The following is a 26,159-nucleotide window of genomic DNA, read 5'->3' as shown; positions in this document are numbered from 1 at the left end:
AATGCAACAAAAAGGTGTTAGTAAGGAAAATCCTCACCAACACCAAAAGTTGTAGAGCCTAAAAATCGTCATTTGACCGATCAACTTATCGGTTAAATGACGATTTTTTAGTTAATTCGACTGTTCTTTTCGGTAGTAATAGACATTCACTTGGAAGAGTACGAGTGAGAAGATAGTTAGCAAGTTGGACTGGTAAGAAAATACAATGCCGAGGCTATTAATTGCTGTGACGAAAATAATAGGCAATGTTAATGTCAGCAGCGTTACGTTTGCTGAAAATGTTAGATTCCAAACTCTACTAATAGCCACTGATATATAATTGATCAGAATAATGGGCATAACTTCTAGTATAAATACAATCAGCATCGATATGAACATTACGATTAAGACTGTCAGCACTGCACTAATACTACCCTGCTGTAAAGATGTTAAAATATTTCTAACCAACTCTTCATCGAGTGCCGGTATTTGTTCGTAGGAGAATTCTTGTGTACTATTTAAAATAGTTAACGTTGCTTTATCCTTCAACAAACCGAAACTAACAGGTGTTTGTTGTTGGGAGGTGTTTTTCTCAATCAACTCTGTATCCATTTCCTCATCGGGATCGAAGAAGAACAGGAAGGAATCAGTCACATGTACATAACTTTTTTGATCGCTTATCAGTTGATTATCCTTGATTTGGAAAGTGGGAAGCGCTTCTGCAATCTCACCCGCTGCTGATTGAGCGGCTGTGTAGAGTGGTATTGCTCGCACCACACTGCCGACAAACGTAATAGCTGCCAACAACAGCAAATAACGCCAAAACTTGAATGATTTCTCTTGAGCTAATCGATATTGCTCGCTCGGATTTTTTAACGCATAAAGTAATTGTTTAATCACCATAGTAACTCCTTATAAAAAATAGTGTATAACTATTATAACACAAATAACGACCGTGCCTATGATTAAAAATTAGGGAGTTAACTCGGAAAATAATTTTTAATGGAATAATTTAAAAAATATATTATAAAAAACATTACAAATGGCATAATCTAAACCACTTGTAATGTTTTGTTTTGTAGCTTATCTATTTTGCTTACCTTGGTTACGACGACGGTTCTTTGTTGGTGGAACTTTAATATCTTGTGGGCGTTTTGGCGCTTGTTTTTGTGTGTTGGCTTTTTGTTTTGCACGGGTTGATTGACGCTTGCGTGTTGCTTCAATCTTGTCACCATAACGTTCGTCTAGGTCAGCTTGGATACTTGGTTTAAAGACTTTGTTAATGTAGAATTGTTGGGCAATTCCGACAAGTGCACTAACCATAAAGTAAAGGGCTAAACCAGCAGGAGAAGTGAAGGAAATCATTCCCATCATAATCGGCATCATTAACGTCATCGCACCGCCTCCAGGAGCGTTGCTATCATTATCAGACGTTGCTGAAGCAGATGTCATCATCTTCGACTGCAAGTAGTAAAGAACAACGGTTACTGCGGCTAAGACCATACTTGGTTCACCGAGTGGGATACCGAAGAATGTTGTCGTTGCAATTGCTTCTGAGTGTCGGAACACGTGGAAGACGGCGATGAAGATTGGCATTTGGAACAGCATCGGCAAGCATCCTGCTAATTGTCCGACCATACTAATGTCATTCTCTTTATAAACAGTCATGAGTTCTTGTTGTAGCGCTTGTTTTTCGGCAGGATCCGTTGCTTCTTGCATATCGGCTTGAATGTCATCAATAATAGGTTTCACACTGGACATTTTGATTTGTTGTTCCATCATGGATCGTTGCTGTTTCAGTGTGAACGGTAAAATAATGACTCGCACCAAGATCGTTAGAACAATAATCGCAAAGCCATAGTTTCCGAGGAACGAAGCTAACCAGTCAAGTGCATATTCAGCCGGAACGACTAAGTAGTCATACATTAATTGTGAGAAGGTTCCAGTTGGTTCACCCGCTTCATTCGTACGCATACAGCCTGATAAGATAATCATCGTTGTTAGTAGGCCACCAGACAAGACCCATCGTTTCATTCGTTTAGTCAATATAACTCCATCCTTTTTCTAGTATATTGTACAAATTGTACCAATACACATTTTAACGGATATGACATTAATTTTCAATTAGCTTGTGAGAATCGTTGGTAATCTTTAATCGAATTGTCAAAATGAATGTCGACTTTATCGACTTCGGCTGCGGGGGAGGGTCCTTGGGCTAAGCGCTTAATGAAGGTATCAATTTGTTCTTCAGCCCCAACTGCTTCGACATAAACCGTTCCATCTGATTCATTGCGCACAATTCCCCGAATATCAAGCTCCTGAGCTAACTGATTAGTTGTGAAGCGGAAGCCTACACCTTGAACGCGTCCGTGAATGGTTGCCTTGAACTTAATCTCTCCATCAAATTGAGAACGATCGCCCTTTGTGATAATTTCAGCATCCGTTTGATTGTTCTTTGATTTTTTAAAAAATTCATCTAATAATGATGTCATCATAATCCCTCTTTCTATTTTTAATTTATTATACAACTTTTCTGCTGAGAATCGAATTGTTAGCTATTTGGTATTCATGTTATAATGGTTGATAGACATTGAAATTAGGAGTTTTTATTATGGCAAGATCAAAAAAACGACAGAAGAAGAAAAAAAGTGAAAAGTTACCGATTGAGATTGTCGGTATTGGGCTAGTCATTCTTAGTATATTTGCAATTGGACAATTCGGCTTCATTGGTGTGGCGTTAGCCAATCTATATCGTCTGATTGTCGGCGAGACGTACCGATTACTGGGAGGATTGTTGATTGTACTAGGTATTTATATGTTATTTGCGGGTAAGCAACCGGCTTATTTGAGTCGACGCATGTGTGGGGGAGAGTTGTTATATTTTGTTGGCTTAACGTGGCTACATATGAATCGTTTTTTTCCAACTTATCAAGGAACGGCTGCTTTAAATCATGTTTGGCGTGTATTTGTGAGTGATTTTAGAAGACAAGCAGTAACTGAATCGATGGGTGGCGGTATGATTGGTGGAATCTTTTATGGCGGTTTGATGCCACTGTTAGGTCGGGCAGGGCTATCTGTTATTCTGATCATAGCGTTATTTATGAGCGTGATGTCGCTGGGCGATTTTTCGTATAAGACATTGTTGGAGCGGATTAAGTTAGGGAGTCGTTCAACTTATGAGAAGGTTGACCAGTGGATTCATCAGTTGAACCAATCGCGCCAACAAAAACAAGCTAAGAAAACCAAAAAAGTAACTAAACCGACGAAAGCCAATGAAAAAACAGAAGAAGAGGACTTAATTCGTGAGATTGAAGCAGCGAGTCATACTGAAAAAGCCCCCGCTAGTAACTTAGAACAGACAACTTTAGAAATCAAAACGTTTGAACGGAAGAAAAAACAAGTGGCTACCTCGAATAAGAAGGATGAAGAGGCTGACGTTTCCTTCGAAGTAAGCGAGGAGGAGAATACAGCTTATAAACTACCACCTGTTTCACTCTTGAAAAATATTCCAGAACAAGATCAATCCGATGAATATTCAATTATTGAATCCAATGTCCAGAAGTTGGAAGAGACGTTCCATAGTTTTGGTGTAGAGGCAAAAGTGGTGAAAGCTAATCTCGGGCCAGCTGTGACGAAGTACGAAATTCAACCAGCTACAGGTGTTAAGGTAAGTAAAATTGTCGGATTATCTAATGATATTGCACTGGCGCTAGCAGCTAAGGATGTACGGATGGAAGCTCCAATTCCGGGCAAAGCGGCGATTGGTATTGAGGTGCCTAACTCAGATGTGAGCATGGTATCGTTCCGTGAAGTGATTGAAGAGTCACCGCGAGATAAGGATCGTCTATTAGAAGTTCCATTGGGTCGGGATATTGCGGGGAATGTTCAGTTAGCTGATCTGTCACGCATGCCACACTTACTGATTGCGGGAGCAACTGGATCAGGTAAGTCAGTCGGTATTAACTGTATTATTTCTAGTATTTTGCTGAAGGCGAAGCCGAATGAAGTGAAGTTGATGATGATTGATCCGAAGATGGTGGAGCTAAATATTTATAACGGCATTCCCCATTTACTGACACCGGTTGTGACAAATCCGAAAAAAGCGGCCAAAGCCTTAAATAAAGTGGTGCAAGAGATGGAGCGACGCTATGAATTGTTCGCTCAGAGTGGGACACGAAATATGAGTGGCTATAATGAATATATTGAAAGTAAACAAGCAGATGGGCGCGATGATTTGTTGAAATTACCGTATATTGTGGTAATTGTAGATGAATTAGCTGACTTAATGATGGTCGCTAGTAATGAAGTAGAACACGCGATTACGCGTCTAGCACAAATGGCGCGGGCAGCCGGCATTCATATGATCTTAGCGACACAACGGCCGAGTGTAGATGTAATTACCGGAGTGGTAAAGGCGAATATTCCATCGCGAATTGCTTTTGCCGTCTCGAGTGGAACAGATTCACGCACGATTTTAGACTCTAATGGTGCTGAGAAGTTACTTGGTCGCGGTGATATGCTCTTTTTACCGATGGGAGCTAATAAGACAACACGTGTTCAGGGAGCCTTTATTTCGGATGAAGAAGTGGCAAATGTTGTTGAATTCGTTAAGCGTCAGCAAGATGCAAATTATGTAGAAGAAATGATTCCAGATGAGCCTGAGACGAACTCACAAGGCGAGCCAGAAGATGAATATTATCAAGAGGCAGTTGAGCTTGTTGTTGAGATGCAGACAGCCAGCATTTCCTTGCTGCAACGACGTTTTCGTATTGGGTATAATCGGGCCGCACGTATTGTTGACGAAATGGAAGTGCGAGGTATTGTCGGCCCACATGAGGGAACGAAACCACGTGATGTGTTGGTTAACTCACTGCCATCTGAAGCAAGTGACGACCCTCAGGAACAACATAACGAACCGAACTAATTGTACAGAGAAAAGGTGAATTGCTATTAATAGCAAAAGGGTGACTGAATAAATAGTATAGAAAAAACAAGAATATTCGGTTTTTAATCGTAATTATTTTAATATTAATCGTTCACAGGTATATGTAAGGGAATGCACGCCGAATAATATTTATAATTTTGTTTAAAAAACTCTTTACTTTTGTAAGGATTTAAATTATGATAAGAGAGTAGGTTGCATGAGCAATTTATAGGAGAGACTTAAAATATGGAGGGATTTTTGTGTCAACGAAATTAAAATCTTTATTAGCTTTGAGTTCATCAGCTCTAATCTTGGCAGCGTGCCAGGGTCAAGATGCAGGGAATGCAGATGGGGGAGCAGATGATACTGCTCAAACTGAAGATGTTGTCGATCAAGGAGCAGATGACGCAACAAATGAGTCAACAGATGGAGAAGCAGGTGGCTCTGGATCAGTTGGATCTGAAGATGCTGACTTCGCAATTGCAATGGTTACTGATGAAGGTGGAGTAGATGACCGCTCATTTAACCAATCAGCTTGGGAAGGAATGCAAGCATGGTCAGAAGAAACGGGTGGACGTGCAGAATACTTCCAGTCAACAAACTCAGCTGATTACATTCCAAACTTCCAACAAGCCGCTACACAAGATTTCGATATTATTTATGGAATTGGCTTCCAGTTAGAAGATGCAGTTAGTGATATGGCAGCATCTAATCCAGAACAACACTTCGGAATCGTTGATAGTGTCGTAGAAGCAGATAATGTAGTCTCACTTAACTTTGCCGATCATGAAGCAGCATTCTTAGCGGGAGCAGCAGCGGCCCTTACCACTGAAAAGGATCAAATTGGTTTTATCGGTGGAATTGAAAGTCCAATTATTGACCGTTTTGAAACAGGATTTTTAGCTGGAGTTGAAGAAATTAATCCAGATATTGATGTAGATGTTCAATATGCAGATAGTTTCTCTGATGCAGCAGCTGGTCAACAAATTGCAAATGGTATGTACACTGCTGGTGCAGATGTTATTTATCACGCAGCTGGAGCTGTCGGTAACGGCTTATTTAATGAAACACGTAACCGTCTAGAATCTAATCCAGATGAGCAACTTTGGGCAATTGGTGTTGACCGTGACCAAGAAGACGAAGGAGAATGGGATGGCGGAAACTTTGTCCTAACTTCAACATTGAAGCAAGTAGGTACAGCTATTCAATTAGCGACTGAACATGCGAAAAATGAGGGGTTCCCTGGTGGCGAAAACATCCAATACGGTTTGAAAAATGACGGTGTTGATTTAGTTCAAGGAAACTTATCTGACGAAGCTTGGGCGAAAATTCAAGAATTACGTCAACAAATCATTGATGGAGAATTAGAAGTTCCAGAATTCTCAAGAGAATGGTAAGTTTAATTTAATCATAGATCTGATGAGAATAACGCTGGTCGAACAACAGGCTAGCGTTATTTTTTTACACAATGGAGACATTCTATAGTATAATGAATGTAATACATATGAGGAGGGATACCCTTGACAGAAAATTATGTTATTGAAATGAAAGGGATTACGAAAGAATTCGGGACTTTCAAAGCGAATGATAATATTAATCTTCAAGTGAAAAAAGGAGAAATTCACGCACTATTAGGAGAGAATGGTGCCGGAAAATCTACCTTGATGAACATATTATCAGGCATTCTGAGTCCGACAAGTGGGTCAATTCATGTAAAAGGTAAAGAAGTAGCGATTACTTCGCCTGATAAAGCAGCTGAGTATGGAATTGGAATGGTGCACCAGCATTTCATGTTAGTTGATAAATTTACCGTAACCGAAAATATTATGCTGGGAAAAGAAGAGCATACAATGGGGTATATCGATAATAAATCAGCTGAAAAACGAATTCAAGAGCTGTCTGATCAATATGGACTCAAAGTTGATCCAAAAGCTATTATTCGTGATGTATCAGTTGGTATGCAGCAACGGGCTGAAATTATTAAAACACTTTATCAAGGATCAGATATTTTGATTTTCGATGAACCGACTGCGGTATTGACACCACAAGAGATCGATGAATTAATGGCGATCATGCAGAAGATGACGGATGAAGGAAAGTCTATCATCCTCATTACGCATAAATTAGATGAGATTAAGCAAGTAGCTGATCGCTGTACAGTTATTCGTCGCGGTCAAAGTATCGACACGGTTAATGTCAAAGAAACGTCTCAACAAGAATTAGCGGACATGATGGTTGGTCGTTCTGTCAACTTCAAAGTCGATAAAAAAACGAAGGAACCAGGCGAAGTGGTCCTAGCAATTAATGATCTTGTCGTCAAAGACACGCGAGGCTTAGATGCGGTAAAAGGCTTATCACTTGAAGTACATGCCGGTGAAGTATTAGGGATTGCTGGAATTGATGGGAATGGGCAAACAGAGCTGATACAGGCTATTTCTGGCTTAAGAGCTGTGGAATCAGGAAACATTAAATTAAATCATACCGATGTTACTCATGCCAAACCACGTCAGATCACCGAACACGGCTTAGGACATATCCCAGAAGATCGTCAACGCCATGGACTGATCTTAGATATGGAAATTCAAGAAAACATGATGTTGCAGTCTTATTATCAGGCGCCATTTAGTCGAAAAATGTTACTACAACATGATACGATTAAGGAGCATTCAGAGCGACTTGTTGAAGAGTTTGATGTTAGAACACAAACCGTTCATAATACTGCTGGCTCGCTGTCTGGTGGGAATCAACAAAAAGTTATTATTGCCCGAGAGATTGATCGTAATCCAGAGTTATTGATTGCAGCGCAACCGACACGTGGGCTTGATGTGGGGGCGATTGAATATATCCATAAACGCTTAATCGAACAGCGTGATCAAGGAAAAGGCGTGCTACTGATGAGCTTTGAATTAGATGAAGTTATGAATGTCTCCGATCGTATTGCCGTGATGTATGATGGGAAAGTCATTGCTGTTGTGGATGCAGAGCAGACGAATGAATCAGAATTAGGTCTGTTAATGGCGGGGGTTCCACTGGAGAAAGCGCGAGAACAAGCAAAACAAAGAGAGGAAGCTGAGACTATTGCTTAGACAAGACAACAAACACTGGCTAAGTAGCTTAAGTGTGCCATTAATTTCAATTATATGTGGCTTTATTTTGGGCGCAATTGTCATGTTAATTTTTGGTTATAATCCCATAAAAGCCTATGATGCTATGATTATGAGTGTATTTAAGAATCCTTACTTCTTTGGAGAAGCACTGAGACAAGCGACTGTGCTGACTTTTACCGGTTTGAGTTTCAACATCGCTTATCAAGCTGGATTTTTCAATATTGGCGTAGCGGGTCAATTATTAATGGGCTGGATGACATCGATTTGGTTAGGATTACTACTACCGGAGTTACCACGAGTTGTGATGTTGCCGATATTATTGCTTGTTGGTGCATTATTTGGTGCATTGTGGTCAGCAATCGCAGGGGTGTTGAAGGCTTACTTCGGCACGAATGAAGTTATTGTTACTATCATGTTGAACTATACAGCTTTGCATGCAACAAACCATCTCATCCGTAATGTGATCGCTACGGGAAATATTTCTGATCGAGTAGGAGTCAATGCTAGCTTAGCAGTAGGATGGCTAACTAGCCTAACAAATGGTTCGCGTCTAAATATTGGGTTATTCATTGCAATTGCAGTTGTTGCACTTTACTGGTTCGTTATGAAACATACAACAGTTGGTTTTGAGTTGCGTGCAGTAGGATTGAATAAAGATGCTGCTGAATATGCCGGGATGAGCGCTAAGAAAAATATCATTTTATCGATGTTTATTAGTGGAGCGCTAGCTGGATTAGGCGGTGCTATTCACGGCCTGGGTACGTTTGGTAATATCTTTACGCAGGGTCATCTGCCACCAGAAGGATTCGATGGAATTGCTGTAGGGTTACTCGGATTAGGGACACCTGTGGGAACATTTTTATCAGCTATTTTATTTGGTATTTTGAATATCGGATCTGCTTTCATGCCAAACATGGCAGGTGTACCTGATGAACTTGCACAAGTCGTTACTGCGTCAATTATTTTCTTTATCGGAGCGAACTATATTATTCGTTACTTTATCAATAAACGAGTCGGTAAAGGAGATAAAAAACAAGGAGGGGACACAGTATAATGAATATCCAAAGTTTACTGCAATTACTTGTATCGAACACATTGATTTATGCGGCGCCACTTATTTTTACGGCACTAGGCGGGACATTCTCTGAGCGTGCTGGAGTTGTTAATATTGGGTTAGAAGGTATTATGGTGATGGGAGCTTTTTCGGCAGCTATTTTCAACTTAGCCTTCGCGAGTCAGTTTGGCACGATGACACCATGGATTGGTTTGCTAGTTGGGGGCGTTATCGGGGGAGTCTTCTCACTGCTACATGCTGTTTCAACTATTCATTTCCGAGCTGATCATATTATCTCAGGAACCGTTTTGAACTTGGCGGCCCCCGGTCTATCAGTCTTTTTAGTACGTGCACTGTACGGGGCAGCTCAGACAGGACCACTAGCACGTCCGTTTTCATCACAGAGTTTTCCTGTTTTAAAAAATATTCCATTCTTCGGTCCGATTTTATTCCAAAACATTTCAGGGCCGGCTTATTTAGGAATTGCGCTATCATTTGTTTGTTGGTTTGTCGTCTTTAAGACACGATTTGGTTTACGCTTAAGATCGGTTGGAGAACATCCGGATGCAGCTGAATCAGTTGGGATTAATGTTTATTTAATGAAGTATTACGGTGTTATTCTATCTGGAATTTTAGGTGGTATCGGTGGTGCAATTCAAGCACAAGCAATTCACAATGAATTCGGAATTCTAACCGTTTCGGGTCAAGGATTTATGGCGATGGCAGCTATGATTTTTGGTAAATGGAATCCAATCGGGGCAATGGGGGCCGCTTTATTCTTTGGCTTTGCGCAGAGTTTAGCTCGATCTGGAAATTATATTCCATATATCCAAGATATTCCATCTATTTGGCTAACAGTAGCCCCTTACTTGTTGACTATTATTGTTTTAGTAGCCTTTATCGGTAAATCTGAAGCACCGAACTTTATTGGAAAAACTTTTGTGAAAAGTAAATAATAATTAAACCTTCTGCATCTATTGTTGTGTAGAAGGTTTATTGTTTGATAGGGATAATTAAATTAGTTCAAGTTTCTGAGCATAATATTTGAAACCTCTTAACAGTTTGGTATAATAATAATCAGAATAGAAATAGGAGGAATGTTTGTATGAGTTTTGAATTACCACAATTGCCTTACGCACATGATGCATTGGAGCCACACATCGATGAGGAGACGATGAAACTCCACCACGGCAAGCACCACCAAGGTTATGTAAGCAAGACAAATGCAGCACTTGAGGGGCATGATGACTTAGCTAACTTATCAATTGAAGATTTATTAGCGAAGTTAGATGAATTGCCAGAAGATATCAAGACAGCTGTTCGTAACAATGGTGGAGGCCATGCTAACCACTCACTCTTTTGGCAAATTCTTTCGCCAAATGGTGGTGGTGAACCAACAGGCGATGTAGCGGATGCGATTAATGATGCGTTTGGCGACTTTGCGTCTTTCAAAGAAGCGTTCGAAAACGCTGCAACTGGTCAATTCGGTTCTGGTTGGGCATTCTTGGTTGTTGATGGCGACAAGTTAGACGTTGTTGCTAAACCAAACCAAGATTCACCATTATCAGACGGGAAAACACCTATTTTAGGTATTGACGTATGGGAACATGCGTACTACCTGAACTACCAGAACAAGCGACCAGATTATGTTAGTGCATTCTGGAATCTTGTAGACTGGGAAAAAGTTAACGAGTTGTACCAAGCAGCGAAGTAAGTTTCTGTTCATATGTTGTTATTAACTAAAGCAGTTTAATAGCAATACGGAGGCCGGGATTTCCCGGCCTTTTTGTGTAATCAAATTTAAATAGTGTGTGAGAAGTCGTATTATCGACTATAAAAATATTCTAGAAATAGTTTAAGATAGTTCACCGGATTAACGTGCATTTTTAGGTGAATTTTGATAGAATGGATAAGACAGTCTTATTGATAACATGGGAGGTTGGTTCAATGAAGACTCCTGAAAAGAAAAAACGACAATTATTAAAATCACATATTCCATTTCGTTTGAACTTCTTATTTTTCACTATTTTTATGCTATTTGTTGTGTTAATTTTACGCTTAGGTTATATGCAAATTATTCATGGGGAAGATTATCAAGCAGAAGTGGACCGAACAGAGAGTACGACGATTGCTCGTCCATCTGCTCGTGGTGAAATTTATGATGCAAATTTGCGCAAGCTAGTGGCTAATGATGCGCGCAATACAATTACATATACGCGCGGACCTAGCACTTCAGTAGAAACCATGGCTAATATTGCTTATATGCTAGCTGAAGTAATCGATATGCCTCATCGGACGCCATTTGATGAAGGAGATCAGCAAGATATGTCCGAACGCGATATGAAGGACTTCTACTACGCGCACCATTTGGAGGAGATGCAAGAACGAATTGATGCCCATTTAGCGCAACAAGAAGAGGTTAATAATTTGTCTTATGAAGAGAGTTTGGCCTTAATTAAGCCAGAAGAGATTGAGAGTTTCTCAGAACAACAAAAGGAAGCAACGGTTATTTTTGCTAAGATGAATGCGGCCTATGCATTGAGCACGGTTAATATAAAAAATGAAGAAGTTACTGATAAAGAATTAGCAACAGTTAGTGAACATTTGCATATGATGCCTGGAGTGGGGACAGGAACAGATTGGGTCAGAGCTTATCCTGAGGGCAACATGTTACGCAGTGTCTTAGGGACCGTTTCTGATGAACGTTCAGGGTTGCCTCAATCCGAACTAGAAAAATATTTAGCAAAAGGTTATTCCCGCAATGATCGCGTGGGAATGAGCTACTTAGAAGAGCAATATGAGGAAGTTCTTCATGGGTTGAAGGCACGCGTAGAAATCGAGACCAATACAGAAGGCGATATCATTAATCAACAAGTGCGTTATCCTGGTCAAAAAGGTGACAACTTAATTATGACGACTGATATTGATTTCCAAAGTGAAATTGAAACGATCACTACAGATGTCCTCCAAAAACAGCTCGGCTTAAATGAATCGGCGTATATTGTGGCGATGAACCCACAAAATGGCGATATCTTAGCTCTAGCAGGTAAACGTCGCAATAGTGATGGCGAAATTGTTGATGATGCGATGGGAGCAATTAACAATGCCTTCGAGATGGGATCGGTTGTTAAAGGAGCAACCATTCTTTCGGGCTATATGGATGGTGTATTAACACTTGATAATAATGTGATTGTTGATCAACCACTGCAATTTAGTAATTCACGATCAATTAGTTCGGTTTTTAACCGCCAGGGACAAGTTGCCGTTAATGATATCGAAGCATTGAAATTCTCCAGTAACACGTATATGGCTCATATTGCGATGCGTATGGGAGGAAAATGGGGTTATACCCATCAAGAAATATTATCGATGGACGAAGAGCTAGCTATTAATAAATTGCGTAGTTACTATGAACAATTTGGACTAGGATCTGAGACGGGGGTTGATTTGCCTAGCGAATCAATCGGCCAACAAGGAGCATTATCCAATTCAGCTCAACCCTTGTTCTTGTCCTTTGGTCAGTTTGATACGTACACGCCTTTCCAATTAGGGCAATACATTTCAACTATTGCTAATAAAGGAACACGCTACGCGCCACGATTTATTTCTGAGGTGCGAGGAACGAATACGGAAACAGGAAACATCGGAAAGTTAAAGACACAAATACAACCTAAAATATTAAACCAAATTGATGTCGAACCAGAAATCTTCGATCGTGTGCATGAAGGGTATCGTCAAGTGCTCTTTGGTGGGTACGGAGCAGGAGATGCTATGTTCCATGACGCGCCGTTCACAGCTGGTGGTAAGACGGGGACTGCGGAAGCAACTTACTGGGGCATGCACGAAAACTTAAGAGGAGAACCCGTCATCAACCAAACATTTACGGCATTCGCGCCATTCGAAAACCCCGAAATTGCTATCGCGGTGGTATTGCCATACGTGTCTAATAGTACACCACATACAGAAAGTGCAGCGATTGGCCGTCGTGTGATGGATGCTTACTTTGCAACTAAAGCAAAAAAACAAGAAGTGAGTGAAGATAGTAATATTGAAGAACTAGAAGAGACAGCAACGACTGAAGTAACCGAATAATCAATAAAGCATTCACCTTTTCAATGAACGACTAGCAACATGATAGTGTCATTTCGAAAAAGTGAATGCTTTTTTTGTTATCAATAAGTTAAAAAGCTTCCCCATCAATTAGGAGAAACTTTTTAGCGACTTTTAGCCTTTGTTGCTTTTGGTTTCACGGTGAAGGGTAACTTTTTGAAGTCTAGGGCAGTATTTTTTTATTTCTAGACGTCCTTCATCGTTACGTTTATTTTTAGTGGTAATGTAATTGCGGTCGCCGCATTCTGTACATTCTAATGTAACATTTACGCGCATAATCAACCCTCCTTAATCAGTACAATGCTGTCAACTAGCTAGTAGTCTAGAATAGTTGAACACAATGTCTAGGATACCATACTTTGTATTAAATTTCCAATGTTTTATTTTTAGAATAGCTATTTTCAATGGAACAAATGATAGATTTAAGTGAGATATTAGAATTATACACGCTATCATGCTATAATAGTTAGTATAGGTAAGGGTGATGACATGCAACGACATTATTCAAGTAGACAGTTCTCGCAAAAACCGATTGTAACGTACGGGATTATTGGCATAACACTTGTGACGTTTGGTTTGCAGGTGTTTTTTGGTGGCAGTGAAAATATTGAATCTCTCATTATTATGGGAGCCAAATTTAATGAACTTATTATTTATAATAATGAGTGGTGGCGTTTGATTACACCAATTTTCTTACATATTGGTGTGCCCCATCTGTTGTTCAATATGTTAGTGGTGTATTTTTTAGGACAACAGATTGAGTTTATTTTTGGTCATGTGCGATTTGCCTTGTTGTATCTATTCAGTGGTCTTATGGGCAATGCGTTTAGTTTTGCTTTTAATACATCACTGTCAGCAGGTGCTTCGACAGCTATTTTTGGATTATTTGTATCAACAATTGTATTATCCAAGTTATTTCCTCATGTACGAGAATTAGGTATGTTGGCGCGACAATATGGGATGCTAATTTTTTTAAATATTGTATTTTCATTCATGTCAGGCGGAGTCGATAATATGGGACATATCGGTGGCTTAGTAGGAGGATATCTTATTTCATACGCTATATCTGTTAAGCATACTGATCATAATCCCTTACACAATCGCTTCACTAATATCGGGATCTATTGTATTATTTTAGGAATTTTAATTTTTATTGGCTACAACCAATTGTTATATATTAATTTTTAAGTGAATATTTTTATTATTGAAAGGACGAATAGAATGGACAAGCAATTAATTGGAATTGATTTAGGTGGAACAACGACTAAATTTGCCGTAGTTACGACAAATGGTGAAGTGAAAGATCAGTGGAGTATTAAAACAGATGTTAGTGAACAAGGAAGCAAAATTGTTCCTAATATCATTGACTCAATCAATGATTATTTAACATCAAACAACTTGGAAGCTGCTGACTTCTTAGGGATTGGGATGGGCTCACCAGGAACCGTTAATCGTGAAGCGGGGACTGTTGTGGGAGCTTACAACTTGAACTGGACTGAGGTACAACCGATTCGAGAACAAGTGGAATCAGCTACAGGGATTGATTTTTATTTAGATAATGATGCGAATGTGGCGGCACTGGGTGAACAATGGCTAGGTGCAGGTGGTGGCGAACCGAATGTTATCTTTGTTACACTAGGAACAGGTGTCGGTGGCGGTATTATTGAGAATGGTCGACTTGTTCACGGGGCAATGGATGCTGCGGGAGAAATCGGTCATATTACGGTTGATCCGCTTGGTTTTCGCTATGAATGTACGTGTGGAAAAATTAGTTGTTTAGAGACGGTAGCAAGTGCAACGGGAATTGTTCGAGTCACACGGGAGAAGTTGGCTGAAGATCATATAGCGAGTCAGTTGGACACTATTGATCAAGCAGAACTGGAAGCAAAAGATGTCTTCGATGCGGCTAAAGCGGGCGATGAATTTGCACTTGAAGTTGTTGATTTGATTACAGAATACTTAGCACTGGCTGTTGGGAACTTAGCTTGTGCACTTAATCCGTCAACTATTGTAATTGGTGGTGGTGTCTCGCGAGCGGGTCGTATCGTAACTGATCATATTGAGCAAAGTATGCAAAAATACCTTTTCCCAACCTTGCGCGGAAAAACAGCCGTTCGCTTAGCTGAACTAGGAAGTAGCGCGGGTGTGATTGGGGCAAGTTCCCTTGTTCTTCAAGAAAAAGAACTTGTCTAGCGATAAGAAAGGATGGATTAATGTGGATGTATCACAAGTTATTTGGTGGATTTTACTCATTGCCGGGCTTGGATGGTTGCTTTATGAAGCGGTGAATTTTTTCCGTCGTCGTCAAGCAGCGGAAGCTTTAGAAAATGATGAATTTCGTGAAAATATCCGAAAAGCTCAGCTAATTGATCTGCGCCAGAAAGATGAATACAAGCGCAGTCATATTCTAGGAGCACGCAATATGCCCTATGCTGAATTGAATCGACGAATGGGAGAATTGCGCTATGATCAACCAATTTATCTTTATGAAGAAGGAAAAATGTTGAGCTTACGAGCAGCTCTCAAACTAAAAAAAGAAGGATATAAAGAAATTTACTACCTGAAAGGCGGTTTCGATAATTGGGATGGTCGGACGAACTCGAAGCCGATCTATTAATGGGGGTTAGATCGATGAATAAATTAGACTATGCAATGGAAAAATTATCCGATAATGGTTTTAAATTAACCAATAAGCGCCATAAAATGCTTAATATATTAATGCAAGAAGATCGTTATTTATCAGCTAAAGATGTACAAGAGAAGATGCTGGAGCACTTTCGTGGTATTAGTCCAGATACAATTTACCGCAATTTATACACATTTGTTGATTTGGGCTTAGTGGAAGTGACGGAGCTGGAAGGAGAACGAATTTTCCGCTTCAGCTGTGATCTGCATGATGATCACCACCACCATCACTTTATTTGTACCGATTGTGGCAATACGAAAGAATTGGAAGATTGTCCCATGAGTTACTTCAGTGATCAGCTACCGAACTGTGAGATTAAATCTCACCGCTTCGAGATTTTTGGCTTATGTGAAAACTGTTCCCATCATTAAATAAAATAAATCATAAACCAGTGTCGAATGAGTGGATTCTCTTTGTCACTGGTTTTTGTATTGAAAATTTCTCTCACATAGCACATAGAATAACCCCTTTACAAAATGGAAGGATGAGAGAGCTGTGTGCCGACTAAAGCGTTTATAAGACATTATTTGTTTTAAGAGGTGTATTATACAATTAGTAAGCTGAGAATGTCTGGTACAACCAAGAATCAATCAACTTATTAGCGTTATTTTTTCTGTTGTAGTAATCATTGTATTAAGGTGATGGTAAAATTTTATATCGAGAAATTGAAAATGGGTATTGATTGTTGCGTGATATTTTTATATAATAAGTGTAATTGGATAACTATCCAATAAGTAAGTGAGAGGTGCATAGCACCTGAGTAGACGAGGGGAGGTTCAGTCATGACTAAAACAACAATTAAAAATGGTGAGTCAATCGATGACGCTCTTCGTCGTTTTAAACGTTCAGTTTCTAAGAGTGGCACATTAAGAGAAGCACGTAAACGTGAACATTACGAGAAACCAAGTGTTAAGCGTAAGAAGAAATCAGAAGAGGCACGTCGCCGTAACCACAAGCGCCGTTAATCTGTAGAGAGGTGTTATAATTGAGCGTATTAGATCAATTAAACCAAGACATGAAGGCAGCGATGAAAGCGAAAGATAAAGCAAAACTAAAAACAATTCGCATGTTAAAAGCATCGCTCCAAAATGAAAAACTAGCTAAACAAGACGATTTAACAGAACAAGAAGAACTTGATATTCTTGCTCGTGAGAAGAAGCAACGACTTGATTCTCTGCAAGAATTTAAACAAGCTGGACGTGACGACTTAGTAGACGAAGTGGAAGAAGAATTAGCTATCGTTGCTGAGTATTTACCAGAACCCTTATCAGATAACGAAGTGAAAGAGATTGTTCAATCTGTCATTGATAGTGTCGATGCAAGTGGTATGCAGGATATGGGGAAAGTTATGGGAGCTGTCATGCCCAAAGTTAAAGGTCGCGCAGACGGCAATTTTGTCAGTGAAGTCGTCAAAGCTAAATTATCAGAATAATATAAATGAGGCATCAACAATTTTATGTTGGTGTCTTTTTTTATTTATAAAATAAGACCGACACTGAGTGGTTAGCACAAATCTATCTAATATTAATTATATATAATAAAAACTATTGACATGTTAGATAATTTAATTTATTATACTAATATGAAAAGGAGGAGCACTTATGAAGAACGTATTGAAGGTATATAACGTAAAAACTAAATTATCAAAAAAATCAGTTCAGGCAGATAGTGCACCTACTGCTCATAGTGATTACTTAGTCATTATTATTATTTAGCCCAGGATTCTACAGTTGAGTAAACGTAGAGTCCTATTCGAAGTTAGTTGAAGGGCTCTAATCTAATGACGATCGAGCCTACAGTGATATGTAGGTTATTTTTATACTTAAAAAAGAGAGGGAGGAAGTTATGAAAGCAAAGCAGTATGTGCAAGAACAGGTTATGAAAGTATCATCAGGGGTTGCGTTTGCAATTTTTGTTGCGGTTGGAATTGGTTTTTTAATCCAAACGCTTGGTAATATGACCGGAATTGAGATGCTATTTAAGATTGGAAAAGTTACTACAGTTATGCTCGCACCAGCGTTAGGAGCGGGCATTGCCTATAAGATGGAAGTCAACGCACTTGTCTTATTCTCCGCGATGTCATCAGCGACATTGGGGGCAGGAGCAGTTACTATTTTAGAAGATGGGTCACTTAGCTTAGTAGGTGGGGATCCAGTCGGGGCTCTTATAGCTGCTACAGTAGCGGTTTTTGTTGGTAAAAAAATTACGGGCACATCAAAATTAGATATGATTACTATCCCAATCGTTACCGTGCTAATTGGAGGAGTTGTTGGTGTCTTGTCCAGCGGTGTGATCCAACCGATACTCTTGCAATTAAGTCAGATGATTTCAGGTGCGGTTGAAGGGAGTCCCGTTGTTGGGTCAATGATCATGTCCGTCTTGTTCGCAATTGCGTTAATGTCACCTTTGTCATCAGCAGCGCTATCAATTGCTCTAGCGCTTAGTCCATTAGTGAATGGCGCACTACTCATCGGTACAACATCACAATTCTTTGCTTATGCATTTGTTTCTTGGCGCGATAATGACATGGGTGGTTTCTTAGGTCAATTAATTGTCACAGCAAAGTTGCAATTACCGAATCTAATCAAAAATCCAACCGTCATGATCGGACCACTGCTCTCAGCTGCCATCTGTGCACCACTTGCAACAGTTGGCTTTGGCTTCCAAGCCGTTCCAGAAGTGGGCGGAATGGGTTTTTCCGCTTTCGTATCTCCGATTTGGTTGCTGAATAATGGCGGTCTAAGTGCATTGGGTATTCAGTTATTATGTGGTGCAGTCTTGCCAATTTTGATCACATATGGCGTGAATAAAGTATTGTATGCGACACATTTTATGCGTTTTGGTGATTTAGCTTTGTCAGTTGAATAATAATTGCAGCCACCTTGAAGGGTAAAACTTGCGAGGTGGTTTTTCTGTTTGTACCATAACATAGTAGGATAAAATTTAATTGACAACTGGTCCTCAACTGTAATCTGTGGTATGATAAAGTTGACGAGAAAATTTGAAGGGGCGATGTTACTGTTGACAGATCAGAAATTTCAATCGATGCGAACATTTAAGGATCCCGATCAAGCGATTGCGATATTCGGTCCGAGAAATAATCACTTAACGTTATTGGAAGAGGCCTTAGATATTCAGATATCAACGCGTGGCGAAAAGGTGATTTTGACCGGTTCAGAAGCGCAAGTCATTCGGGCAGGAGAAATTTTAGGACAACTCGAGTTGCTTTATGAACACGGCAGTCGAATTAAACCGGCTGATGTAATGAGTGCACTGCGATTGGCGGAGGCCGATCAACTTGACCAATTTATGCGAATGCATGAACAAATTGTTGGACGAGATGTAGATGGGAAGCCAATTCGCGTGCGAAATGTGGGGCAACAATATTATGTGCAAAGTGCTAAGAAGAATGATATTGTCTTTGGAATTGGTCCAGCAGGTACGGGAAAAACATTCCTAGCTGTGGCCTTAGCGGTTGAAGCATTACGTAAGAATGAAGTGAAGCGAATTATATTAACCCGTCCCGCGGTTGAAGCTGGTGAGAGCTTAGGATTCTTACCCGGTGACTTGAAGGAGAAGGTTGACCCATATTTGCGTCCGCTCTATGATGCGCTCTACAGTATTTTAGGCGTAACGCATACAAATCGCTTAATGGAAAAAGAAACCATCGAGATTGCACCTCTTGCTTATATGCGGGGACGAACATTAGATGATGCGTTTGTGATTTTAGATGAAGCGCAAAATACAACCATACAACAGATGAAGATGTTCTTAACACGACTAGGTTTTGGATCTAAGATGATGATTAATGGGGATATTAGTCAGATCGACTTACCGCGTGGACAGATGAGCGGTTTAGTTCATTCACGCCATATCTTGCAAGATACACCGGGGATTGGACACGTTCAGTTTAGTGCAAGTGATGTTGTCCGTCACCAGCTTGTGTCACAAGTTATTGCCGCTTATAATCGTGATGCAGATAATAAACATAAGGAGTAAAGTATGATTGTTGAATTATACGATGAGCAACAAACATTGACAGATGAGTTGACACAAATGGTTCAAGATGTTTTGGCGTATGCCGCTGATTATTTAGAACTGGAAGAGAATTGTGCTATGTCAGTCATCATTGTGGATAATGAAGAAATTCAAAACATTAACCGAGAATATCGTCAAAAAGATGCTGTAACTGATGTGATTTCATTTGCGTTGGAGGAATCTGTAGTTGAAGATGATTTTCCTGCCATTCAAGAAGTGATGGATGAGTCACGTGAATTAGGTGATATTTTTGTGTCTTTCCAGCGAGCACAAGAACAAGCAGTTGAATATGGACATTCATTTAAGCGTGAGTTAGGTTTTTTAGTCGTACACGGTTTCTTGCACCTGAATGGATATGATCATATGACGGAAGAAGAAGAAGCTGAGATGTTCGACTTGCAACGGGATATTTTGGATGGATTTGGGCTGGTTCGATGAATCAACCACGTCCTGAAAAAAATAAAACCTTTAAGCGATCTGCTCATTTTGCATGGGAAGGGGTTAAGACGGCCTATCGTGAAGAACGCAATTTTCGATTTCATATCTCAATGACGGTGATCGTATTTCTAGGTTCTTTGGCCTTTGATTTCTCTCCGAGTGATTATAAGTGGTTATTGGTAGCGGTATTTGTTGTGATTGCTAGCGAAATCTTAAATACGATTATTGAAAACTTAGTTGATCTAGTTATTGATGAGTATCATCCACTAGCTAAAAAAGTCAAAGATATGTCAGCCGGAATTGTCTTAATTTCAGCTGTGTTTTCTTTTATCATCGGATTATTATTATTTGTGCCAAAGATTATGACGTATTTCTAGAGGGGGATTGATTATGGTAGCAGAAAATTATATACAAGAATTGAAGCAAGTGGCGCATGGGATGTTGGATAAGGCGTATGTTCCCTATTCACAGTTTCCTGTTGGCGCGGCTGTTTTAACAGATTCAGGTAAGATTTATGGTGGATGTAATATTGAGAATGCTTCATATAGCTTAGGGAACTGCGCAGAACGTACAGCTTTGTTTTCGGCTATTGCCCAAGGAGATCAATCCTTTGAATGTTTAGTGGTGACGGGCAATACAGAGGGGCCAATCTCTCCCTGTGGTGCGTGCCGCCAAGTGATTTCAGAGTTTTGTCCCCCAGAGATGCCGGTTATTTTGATGAATAGTCATGGTTTAATCCAAGAAACAACGGTCGGTACACTACTTCCAGGAGCTTTTAAGTCAGGAGATTTGGTATAATGAAAGAAACATCACAGTTTAAATCAGGTTTTGTCACACTAATCGGACGTCCCAATGTTGGGAAATCAACTTTGTTAAATCACATTGTCGGTCAGAAGATTACGATTATTAGTGATAAAGCGCAAACAACCCGTAATAAAATTCAAGGGATCTATACAACTGATACTGAACAAATTGTTTTCATTGATACGCCAGGAATACATAAGCCTAAGCATCGATTGGGCAAGTTCATGGTGGACTCAGCGATTGGAACAATCGGTGGCGTTGATGTTGTGTTATTCTTAATCAATGTAACTGAAAAAATAGGCCCCGGTGATCGCTTTATCATGGATAAGCTTCAGTCTATTCAGACACCAGTATTTTTAGTCTTAAACCAAATTGATCAAATTTCACCGGATGAGTTACCAGATATTATCGCATCATATACGAGTGAGGGTAACTTTGCCGAAGTTATTCCGATTTCTGCGTTGCAAGGTAACAATGTGTCAGAATTGTTAAATCATGTTGTCAGTTATTTACCAGAAGGCCCCCAATTTTATCCGGATGAGCAAGTTTCAGATCACCCAGAGTACTTTATTGTTTCAGAACTTATTCGGGAGAAGGTGCTTCACTTAACCCGAGAAGAAATCCCGCATTCAGTAGCGGTTGTGACGGAACAGATTGATCGAGATACAGATGGTAAAGTACAAGTTAATGCGATGATTATTGTTGAGCGAAAGAGCCAAAAAGGAATTATTATTGGTAAAGGTGGCAAGATGATTAAAGATATCGGTATTCGTGCCCGAAAAGATATCGAACGCTTATTAGGAGACGATATTCATCTTGAGTTATGGGTAAAAGTTCAAAAAGATTGGCGAGAAAAACCAGCGCGCTTGAATGAATATGGTTATCGTCGCGATGATTACTAATTAAAGATTACTTAACAAATTGAGGTGAAACTTTGGCCAACATTGTTGAATCAGCGGGTATTGTGTTGTCTATAAGACGCTATAAAGAACGTGACTATCTCGTTAAAATTTTTTTAAAAGACTATGGGAAATTAATGTTTTTTGTACGGGGATCGAAGCGTCCGAATCAGCGCTTAGCTGCAGTGATTCAACCGTTTACGATTGCTCACTTTATTGTCCAACTCAATTCACAAGGGTTATCGTTTATTAGAGATGCTTCGCAGGTGGAACCTCTGACGCATATTCAACAAGATATTTTTAAAAATGCGTACGGAACATATATTTGTGGCTTAGTTGATGCGAGTATGGAAGACCGTATACCTGCGCCGGGATTGTATAATCAGTTAGCTATTGGGTTAGAGTTACTTGATCAAGGGTTGGATGGGCAAGTTATTATGAATATTTTTGAAGTGAAGTTGCTCTATCAATTTGGGGTGATGCCGGAGTTGCGCGGGTGTGTTATTTGTTATCGGCAAGATGGACGCTTTGATTATTCGAGTCGTCTACACGGTTTATTGTGTCCGGAACATTTTGATCGTGATGATTATCGACTGCAGGCCGATCCACGTGCGGTTCATTTTATTCGTCAATTCGCACAGCTTAATATCGAAAAATTGAGACGCATTTCTGTCAGCGATGAGGTAAAGGGAGAAATGCAACGAGTAATCGATACGATCTATGAAGAGTTAGTCGGGGTGCACCTAAAAAGTAAAACCTTTATCCAACAAATGCAAGATTGGGGTCAATTATTACAAGAGAAAAATGATTGACAACCAGACAATATTTTGGGAAAATAGATTTAATATAGAATGGTTAGAAGTATTCGCTATGGAGTTGGCAGGCACCAACTTGGTAAGTAGCGGAAGTCACTACATCTGCCAACTATTATAAAAGTGCTAGCATTCTTAGAGGAGTGTTGGAAGTAGGGTGGAACCGCGGGAAAACCGTCCCTATGCTGATCACAGGAGATATGTGTCAGCATAGGGATGGTTTTTTTAATGATGAGAAAGGAAGACAATAAATGAGTCAAACATTATCGTTTCAAGATATTATCTTAAAGTTACAACGTTATTGGTCTGATCAAGGCTGTCTATTATTAAATGCATATGATACGGAAAAAGGAGCAGGAACAATGAGTCCGTATACGTTCTTGCGCAGTAATGGCCCAGAGCCTTGGAATGCTGCGTATGTTGAACCTTCACGGCGACCGGATGATGGACGTTACGGTCAAAATCCGAACCGCTTATTCCAACACCATCAATTCCAAGTGGTGATGAAACCTTCACCGGACAACATTCAAGCACTGTATTTAGGGAGCTTGGAAGCATTGGGAATTGACCCACTGCAACATGATATTCGTTTCGTGGAAGATAACTGGGAGAATCCATCGCTTGGTTGTGCTGGGCTTGGTTGGGAAGTCTGGTTGGACGGGATGGAAGTCACTCAATTTACTTACTTCCAGCAAGTAGGAGGTATGGAAGTGGATGTTGTTACAGCGGAGCTCACATACGGGATTGAACGCTTAGCGTCTTATGTGCAAGAAGTTAATGATGTATACGAGTTAGAATGGACGCAAGGGGTTAAGTATGGCGATATCTTTAAACAACCTGAATTCGAACATTCGACATATGCTTTCGATCAAAGTAATCATCAAATGTTAAGTGACCAATTTAAAGCTTATGAAACAGAAGCTTTGCGATTAATTGAAGAAGGATTGGTACACCCAGCGTATGATTATGTCTTGAAATGTTCACATGTCTTTAATTTACTAGACGCGCGTGGAACAGTTTCACAAATTGAGCGACCTGATTACTTGCGACGTATTCGACAAATGGCTCGCGCAATTGCGAAACAGTTTGTGACAGAGCGCTTCAAGTTGGACTTCCCGCTCTTAGATGGTCCGGCGAAAGAAAAATGGTTAGCGCATTATAGCGAAAAGGAGGCCAAATAATGACACACACATATTTATTCGAAATTGGCTTAGAAGAGATGCCTGCTCAGATGATTTTAGGCCTCGAACAACAATTACAAGCGAAGACTGAATTATTCTTAGCTGAGGTTCGACTCGCTTATGAAACAATTGAAACATTTTCTACTCCGCGACGTTTAGCCGTGCGTATTAATGGACTAGCTGAGCGACAAGAAGATCAACTGGAAGTCATTAAGGGGCCTGCCAAAAAAATTGCTCAAGATCATGAAGGGAATTGGACTGAAGCAGCAATCGGATTTTCAAAAGGGCAAGGCGTTGAGGTGGACGATATCGTCTTTAAAGATGTTGACGGCGTACCATACGTTTTTATCGAAAAACAAATTGTCGGCCAAGCTACCGAAGCCGTTATCGGCGATATAGTGACTATTGCGAAGCAGTTATCATTTCCAGTCAGTATGAAGTGGGGCACTCGCAGTGAACGTTATATTCGACCTGTTCATTGGTTGATTTCTCTACTGGATGACTCGGTAGTTCCGACATCTTTATTCGGTATAGAAGCTTCCAATACGACTTGGGGACACCGTTTCTTAGGAGAAGAAATTTTACTGGAGCACCCCGATCAATACGAAGAAAAATTATTGGAACAATATGTTATTGCTCATTACCAGACACGTCGCACAGCCATTCAGAGTCAAATTCGTGAGTTGTGTCAAGATAATGGTTGGCAAGTTCCTAATATACCATCACTTCTCGAGGAAGTTACGAACTTAGTGGAGTATCCAACTGTTTTTTACGGTCAATTTGATGCAGGATTCTTAGAAGTACCGGAGAAGATTTTAGAAACATCTATGGCAGATCATCAACGCTATTTCCCAGTTCGTGATGAATCAACCGGAGCATTCTTACCATACTTTATCGGCGTGCGCAATGGCGATGAAGCTTATTTAGAACAAGTGGTAAAAGGGAACGAAAAGGTGTTAGTAGCTCGCTTAGAGGATGCGAAGTTCTTCTATGAAGAGGATAAACAAGTGACGATTGAAGCATTCGTCAAGCAATTAGAGACCTCTATGTATCAAGAGAAGCTAGGCCACTTACGTCAGAAACAAGTGCGCGTGAAAGAAATAGCACTTGCACTAGCTGAAAAACTCAATATGTCATCTGAAGTAAGAGAAACACTTCAGCGAGCAGGTGATATATATAAATTTGATTTAATGACAAATGTAGTTGGTGAATTCTCGAAGTTGCAAGGATATATTGGATCTGTCTATGCGCGTGAACGTGGTGAGAGTGAGACTGTTGCTCAAGCAATTGAAGAACATTATATGCCAACACATGCGAATGGATCACTGCCACAAAGTGAAGCAGGCGTATTATTAGCCTTAGCTGACAAGCTAGAGATGTTAATGCTGTTTTTTGCAATTGGTCTTATTCCAACAGGGTCCAATGATCCACATGCCTTGCGCCGTAATGCGCTGGGGGTTATTCGTATACTTGTAGATCATCAGTTATCATTGTCACTTGGCGATTTGATGGATGACTTAATGGAGACAATTACAGTAGCAGAAGATATAAAAGCAGGTTTTTATGCACATAAAGAAGATCTATTACAATTCTTCAAAGGGCGTCTCGACCAATTACTGGAGGATGAGTCGAATACACCATACGATATTCGTCAAGCGGTATTAAGTACTTCAACATTAGATCCACTACAAGTGATAGAAAAAGCAAAAGTTCTCACTCATGCCCAATCTGAGACAGACTATAAATTAATTGGCGAATCATTCACGCGAATTAACAATATGGCAGATGGCTTATTGTTGGAACAGTCAATTGAGCCAGATAAATTCCAAACAGCATCCGAACGCGCCTTGTATGAAGCGCTTGTTGCTGCAGAATCTGACTACGAACAGCATCAGGTTGCCGAAAGTCGTTTTGATCATTTGCGTCAATTGAGTCCTCTGATCGATCAATTTTTTGAAGAGAATATGGTTAATGCAGACGATTCTCTGGTGAAAGCTAACCGTCAAATGTTATTGAAACGAATTAATCACTTGGCACAAGACTTTGCTGTCTTTAGTCATTTAGTGGTGAAATAAACGATTTACAAAAAGGCTTGAGTACTCAAGCCTTTTTGTATGAAAGGAAGGA

26 protein-coding genes are annotated in these 26,159 nt (G+C 40.0%); 22 read left to right on the top strand and 4 right to left on the bottom strand.

From position 1 onward, the window contains the following. Positions 1–111: 111 nt before the first annotated feature. The 3 genes from HMPREF9703_RS05495 to HMPREF9703_RS05485 all read right to left on the bottom strand — a co-directional run bounded on the left by HMPREF9703_RS05495 (position 112) and on the right by HMPREF9703_RS05485 (position 2,471). Positions 112–879: a DUF1189 family protein gene (locus tag HMPREF9703_RS05495; protein WP_167535652.1), complete on the bottom strand. Its 768-nt coding sequence runs from the start codon at positions 877–879 to the stop codon at positions 112–114. Positions 880–1,062: 183 nt separating this feature from the next. Beyond that, the gene (yidC, locus tag HMPREF9703_RS05490; RefSeq protein WP_004636257.1) at positions 1,063–2,025 is read right to left on the bottom strand and encodes a membrane protein insertase YidC; all 963 of its coding nucleotides are present in this window, start codon (positions 2,023–2,025) and stop codon (positions 1,063–1,065) included. 74 nt (positions 2,026–2,099) lie between these two features. Continuing rightward, positions 2,100–2,471 carry an acylphosphatase gene (locus HMPREF9703_RS05485; RefSeq protein WP_004636255.1) on the bottom strand — a complete coding sequence of 124 codons (372 nt, stop codon included), beginning with the start codon at positions 2,469–2,471 and terminating at the stop codon, positions 2,100–2,102. 119 nt (positions 2,472–2,590) lie between these two features. On the opposite strand from HMPREF9703_RS05485, the gene HMPREF9703_RS05480 reads away from it, so the two are divergent. The 7 genes from HMPREF9703_RS05480 to HMPREF9703_RS05450 all read left to right on the top strand — a co-directional run bounded on the left by HMPREF9703_RS05480 (position 2,591) and on the right by HMPREF9703_RS05450 (position 13,156). Beyond that, a complete protein-coding gene (locus tag HMPREF9703_RS05480) occupies positions 2,591–4,903 on the top strand; it encodes a DNA translocase FtsK (protein ID WP_004636253.1) in 2,313 nt (770 codons plus the stop codon). Between the two features lie 260 nt (positions 4,904–5,163). Then, positions 5,164–6,300: a BMP family lipoprotein gene (locus HMPREF9703_RS05475; protein ID WP_004636251.1), complete on the top strand. Its 1,137-nt coding sequence runs from the start codon at positions 5,164–5,166 to the stop codon at positions 6,298–6,300. Positions 6,301–6,447: 147 nt separating this feature from the next. After that, positions 6,448–7,989 (top strand): ABC transporter ATP-binding protein, encoded by a 1,542-nt coding sequence (locus HMPREF9703_RS05470; protein ID WP_040376974.1) that lies wholly within the window; start codon positions 6,448–6,450, stop codon positions 7,987–7,989. After that, positions 7,982–9,064 (top strand): ABC transporter permease, encoded by a 1,083-nt coding sequence (locus HMPREF9703_RS05465; RefSeq protein ID WP_004636247.1) that lies wholly within the window; start codon positions 7,982–7,984, stop codon positions 9,062–9,064. The genes HMPREF9703_RS05470 and HMPREF9703_RS05465 overlap by 8 nt, the downstream gene beginning before the upstream one ends. Further along, positions 9,064–10,020: an ABC transporter permease gene (locus HMPREF9703_RS05460; RefSeq protein WP_004636246.1), complete on the top strand. Its 957-nt coding sequence runs from the start codon at positions 9,064–9,066 to the stop codon at positions 10,018–10,020. The genes HMPREF9703_RS05465 and HMPREF9703_RS05460 overlap by 1 nt, the downstream gene beginning before the upstream one ends. Positions 10,021–10,169: 149 nt before the next feature. Further along, the gene (locus HMPREF9703_RS05455) at positions 10,170–10,778 is read left to right on the top strand and encodes a superoxide dismutase (protein WP_004636243.1); all 609 of its coding nucleotides are present in this window, start codon (positions 10,170–10,172) and stop codon (positions 10,776–10,778) included. Between the two features lie 233 nt (positions 10,779–11,011). Continuing rightward, positions 11,012–13,156, top strand: coding sequence for a peptidoglycan D,D-transpeptidase FtsI family protein (locus tag HMPREF9703_RS05450; protein ID WP_004636241.1), 2,145 nt, complete (start codon positions 11,012–11,014; stop codon positions 13,154–13,156). 132 nt (positions 13,157–13,288) lie between these two features. Here the strand turns inward: HMPREF9703_RS05450 and rpmG are convergent, their stop codons facing one another. Continuing rightward, positions 13,289–13,450, bottom strand: a complete 162-nt coding sequence (gene rpmG, locus HMPREF9703_RS05445) for a 50S ribosomal protein L33 (protein ID WP_004636238.1) — start codon at positions 13,448–13,450, stop codon at positions 13,289–13,291. 213 nt (positions 13,451–13,663) lie between these two features. Here rpmG and HMPREF9703_RS05440 point away from each other — a divergent pair, with 213 nt between their 5' ends. The 15 genes from HMPREF9703_RS05440 to glyS all read left to right on the top strand — a co-directional run bounded on the left by HMPREF9703_RS05440 (position 13,664) and on the right by glyS (position 26,107). After that, positions 13,664–14,362 (top strand): rhomboid family intramembrane serine protease, encoded by a 699-nt coding sequence (locus HMPREF9703_RS05440; protein WP_004636236.1) that lies wholly within the window; start codon positions 13,664–13,666, stop codon positions 14,360–14,362. 33 nt (positions 14,363–14,395) lie between these two features. Then, entirely contained in the window at positions 14,396–15,367 is a 972-nt protein-coding gene (locus HMPREF9703_RS05435; RefSeq protein WP_004636234.1) for an ROK family glucokinase, read from the top strand. A 22-nt stretch (positions 15,368–15,389) separates the two neighbouring features. Beyond that, positions 15,390–15,791 (top strand): rhodanese-like domain-containing protein, encoded by a 402-nt coding sequence (locus HMPREF9703_RS05430; protein ID WP_004636232.1) that lies wholly within the window; start codon positions 15,390–15,392, stop codon positions 15,789–15,791. Positions 15,792–15,805: 14 nt separating this feature from the next. Further along, positions 15,806–16,231 carry a Fur family transcriptional regulator gene (locus HMPREF9703_RS05425; protein ID WP_040376826.1) on the top strand — a complete coding sequence of 142 codons (426 nt, stop codon included), beginning with the start codon at positions 15,806–15,808 and terminating at the stop codon, positions 16,229–16,231. Between the two features lie 411 nt (positions 16,232–16,642). Next, entirely contained in the window at positions 16,643–16,825 is a 183-nt protein-coding gene (gene rpsU / locus HMPREF9703_RS05420; protein WP_004636227.1) for a 30S ribosomal protein S21, read from the top strand. Between the two features lie 20 nt (positions 16,826–16,845). Further along, positions 16,846–17,292 (top strand): GatB/YqeY domain-containing protein, encoded by a 447-nt coding sequence (locus tag HMPREF9703_RS05415; protein WP_004636225.1) that lies wholly within the window; start codon positions 16,846–16,848, stop codon positions 17,290–17,292. 413 nt (positions 17,293–17,705) lie between these two features. After that, positions 17,706–18,728, top strand: coding sequence for a PTS sugar transporter subunit IIC (locus tag HMPREF9703_RS05410; protein WP_004636220.1), 1,023 nt, complete (start codon positions 17,706–17,708; stop codon positions 18,726–18,728). Positions 18,729–18,881: 153 nt separating this feature from the next. Next, on the top strand, positions 18,882–19,859 hold the full coding sequence (locus HMPREF9703_RS05405; RefSeq protein WP_370882816.1) for a PhoH family protein: 978 nt from the start codon (positions 18,882–18,884) through the stop codon (positions 19,857–19,859). Between the two features lie 3 nt (positions 19,860–19,862). Beyond that, on the top strand, positions 19,863–20,336 hold the full coding sequence (ybeY, locus tag HMPREF9703_RS05400) for an rRNA maturation RNase YbeY (RefSeq protein ID WP_004636216.1): 474 nt from the start codon (positions 19,863–19,865) through the stop codon (positions 20,334–20,336). Next, entirely contained in the window at positions 20,333–20,713 is a 381-nt protein-coding gene (locus HMPREF9703_RS05395; protein ID WP_004636215.1) for a diacylglycerol kinase family protein, read from the top strand. The genes ybeY and HMPREF9703_RS05395 overlap by 4 nt, the downstream gene beginning before the upstream one ends. Positions 20,714–20,744: 31 nt before the next feature. Next, positions 20,745–21,134: a cytidine deaminase gene (locus tag HMPREF9703_RS05390; RefSeq protein WP_208959839.1), complete on the top strand. Its 390-nt coding sequence runs from the start codon at positions 20,745–20,747 to the stop codon at positions 21,132–21,134. Beyond that, positions 21,134–22,042 carry a GTPase Era gene (gene era, locus HMPREF9703_RS05385; protein ID WP_004636211.1) on the top strand — a complete coding sequence of 303 codons (909 nt, stop codon included), beginning with the start codon at positions 21,134–21,136 and terminating at the stop codon, positions 22,040–22,042. The genes HMPREF9703_RS05390 and era overlap by 1 nt, the downstream gene beginning before the upstream one ends. A gap of 32 nt (positions 22,043–22,074) precedes the next feature. Beyond that, positions 22,075–22,851: a DNA repair protein RecO gene (gene recO / locus HMPREF9703_RS05380; RefSeq protein WP_004636208.1), complete on the top strand. Its 777-nt coding sequence runs from the start codon at positions 22,075–22,077 to the stop codon at positions 22,849–22,851. A 251-nt stretch (positions 22,852–23,102) separates the two neighbouring features. After that, on the top strand, positions 23,103–24,032 hold the full coding sequence (gene glyQ, locus HMPREF9703_RS05375; protein WP_004636205.1) for a glycine--tRNA ligase subunit alpha: 930 nt from the start codon (positions 23,103–23,105) through the stop codon (positions 24,030–24,032). After that, complete coding sequence (glyS, locus tag HMPREF9703_RS05370; protein ID WP_004636204.1) at positions 24,032–26,107, top strand: glycine--tRNA ligase subunit beta; 2,076 nt, start codon at positions 24,032–24,034, stop codon at positions 26,105–26,107. Before glyQ ends, glyS begins: the two co-directional genes overlap by 1 nt. Positions 26,108–26,159 lie beyond the last annotated feature (52 nt).

It is taken from the genome of Dolosigranulum pigrum ATCC 51524, from assembly GCF_000245815.1.
Taxonomy (GTDB): domain Bacteria; phylum Bacillota; class Bacilli; order Lactobacillales; family Carnobacteriaceae_A; genus Dolosigranulum; species Dolosigranulum pigrum.
The sequence above is the reverse complement of the archived record's forward strand: the minus strand, read 5'-3'. Positions and strand labels throughout refer to the sequence as shown.

Excerpts from the sequence above, each read along its gene's own strand:
- HMPREF9703_RS05485 (WP_004636255.1), bottom strand. The coding sequence starts at position 2,471 with ATGACATCATTATTAGATGAATTTTTTAAAAAATCAAAGAACAATCAA.
- HMPREF9703_RS05480 (WP_004636253.1), top strand. The coding sequence starts at position 2,591 with ATGGCAAGATCAAAAAAACGACAGAAGAAGAAAAAAAGTGAAAAGTTA.
- HMPREF9703_RS05470 (WP_040376974.1), top strand. The coding sequence starts at position 6,448 with ATGAAAGGGATTACGAAAGAATTCGGGACTTTCAAAGCGAATGATAAT.
- HMPREF9703_RS05460 (WP_004636246.1), top strand. The coding sequence starts at position 9,064 with ATGAATATCCAAAGTTTACTGCAATTACTTGTATCGAACACATTGATT.
- HMPREF9703_RS05455 (WP_004636243.1), top strand. The coding sequence starts at position 10,170 with ATGAGTTTTGAATTACCACAATTGCCTTACGCACATGATGCATTGGAG.
- HMPREF9703_RS05450 (WP_004636241.1), top strand. The coding sequence starts at position 11,012 with ATGAAGACTCCTGAAAAGAAAAAACGACAATTATTAAAATCACATATT.
- rpmG (WP_004636238.1), bottom strand. The coding sequence starts at position 13,450 with ATGCGCGTAAATGTTACATTAGAATGTACAGAATGCGGCGACCGCAAT.
- HMPREF9703_RS05440 (WP_004636236.1), top strand. The coding sequence starts at position 13,664 with ATGCAACGACATTATTCAAGTAGACAGTTCTCGCAAAAACCGATTGTA.
- HMPREF9703_RS05435 (WP_004636234.1), top strand. The coding sequence starts at position 14,396 with ATGGACAAGCAATTAATTGGAATTGATTTAGGTGGAACAACGACTAAA.
- HMPREF9703_RS05425 (WP_040376826.1), top strand. The coding sequence starts at position 15,806 with ATGAATAAATTAGACTATGCAATGGAAAAATTATCCGATAATGGTTTT.
- rpsU (WP_004636227.1), top strand. The coding sequence starts at position 16,643 with ATGACTAAAACAACAATTAAAAATGGTGAGTCAATCGATGACGCTCTT.
- HMPREF9703_RS05410 (WP_004636220.1), top strand. The coding sequence starts at position 17,706 with ATGAAAGCAAAGCAGTATGTGCAAGAACAGGTTATGAAAGTATCATCA.
- ybeY (WP_004636216.1), top strand. The coding sequence starts at position 19,863 with ATGATTGTTGAATTATACGATGAGCAACAAACATTGACAGATGAGTTG.
- HMPREF9703_RS05395 (WP_004636215.1), top strand. The coding sequence starts at position 20,333 with ATGAATCAACCACGTCCTGAAAAAAATAAAACCTTTAAGCGATCTGCT.
- era (WP_004636211.1), top strand. The coding sequence starts at position 21,134 with ATGAAAGAAACATCACAGTTTAAATCAGGTTTTGTCACACTAATCGGA.
- glyQ (WP_004636205.1), top strand. The coding sequence starts at position 23,103 with ATGAGTCAAACATTATCGTTTCAAGATATTATCTTAAAGTTACAACGT.
- glyS (WP_004636204.1), top strand. The coding sequence starts at position 24,032 with ATGACACACACATATTTATTCGAAATTGGCTTAGAAGAGATGCCTGCT.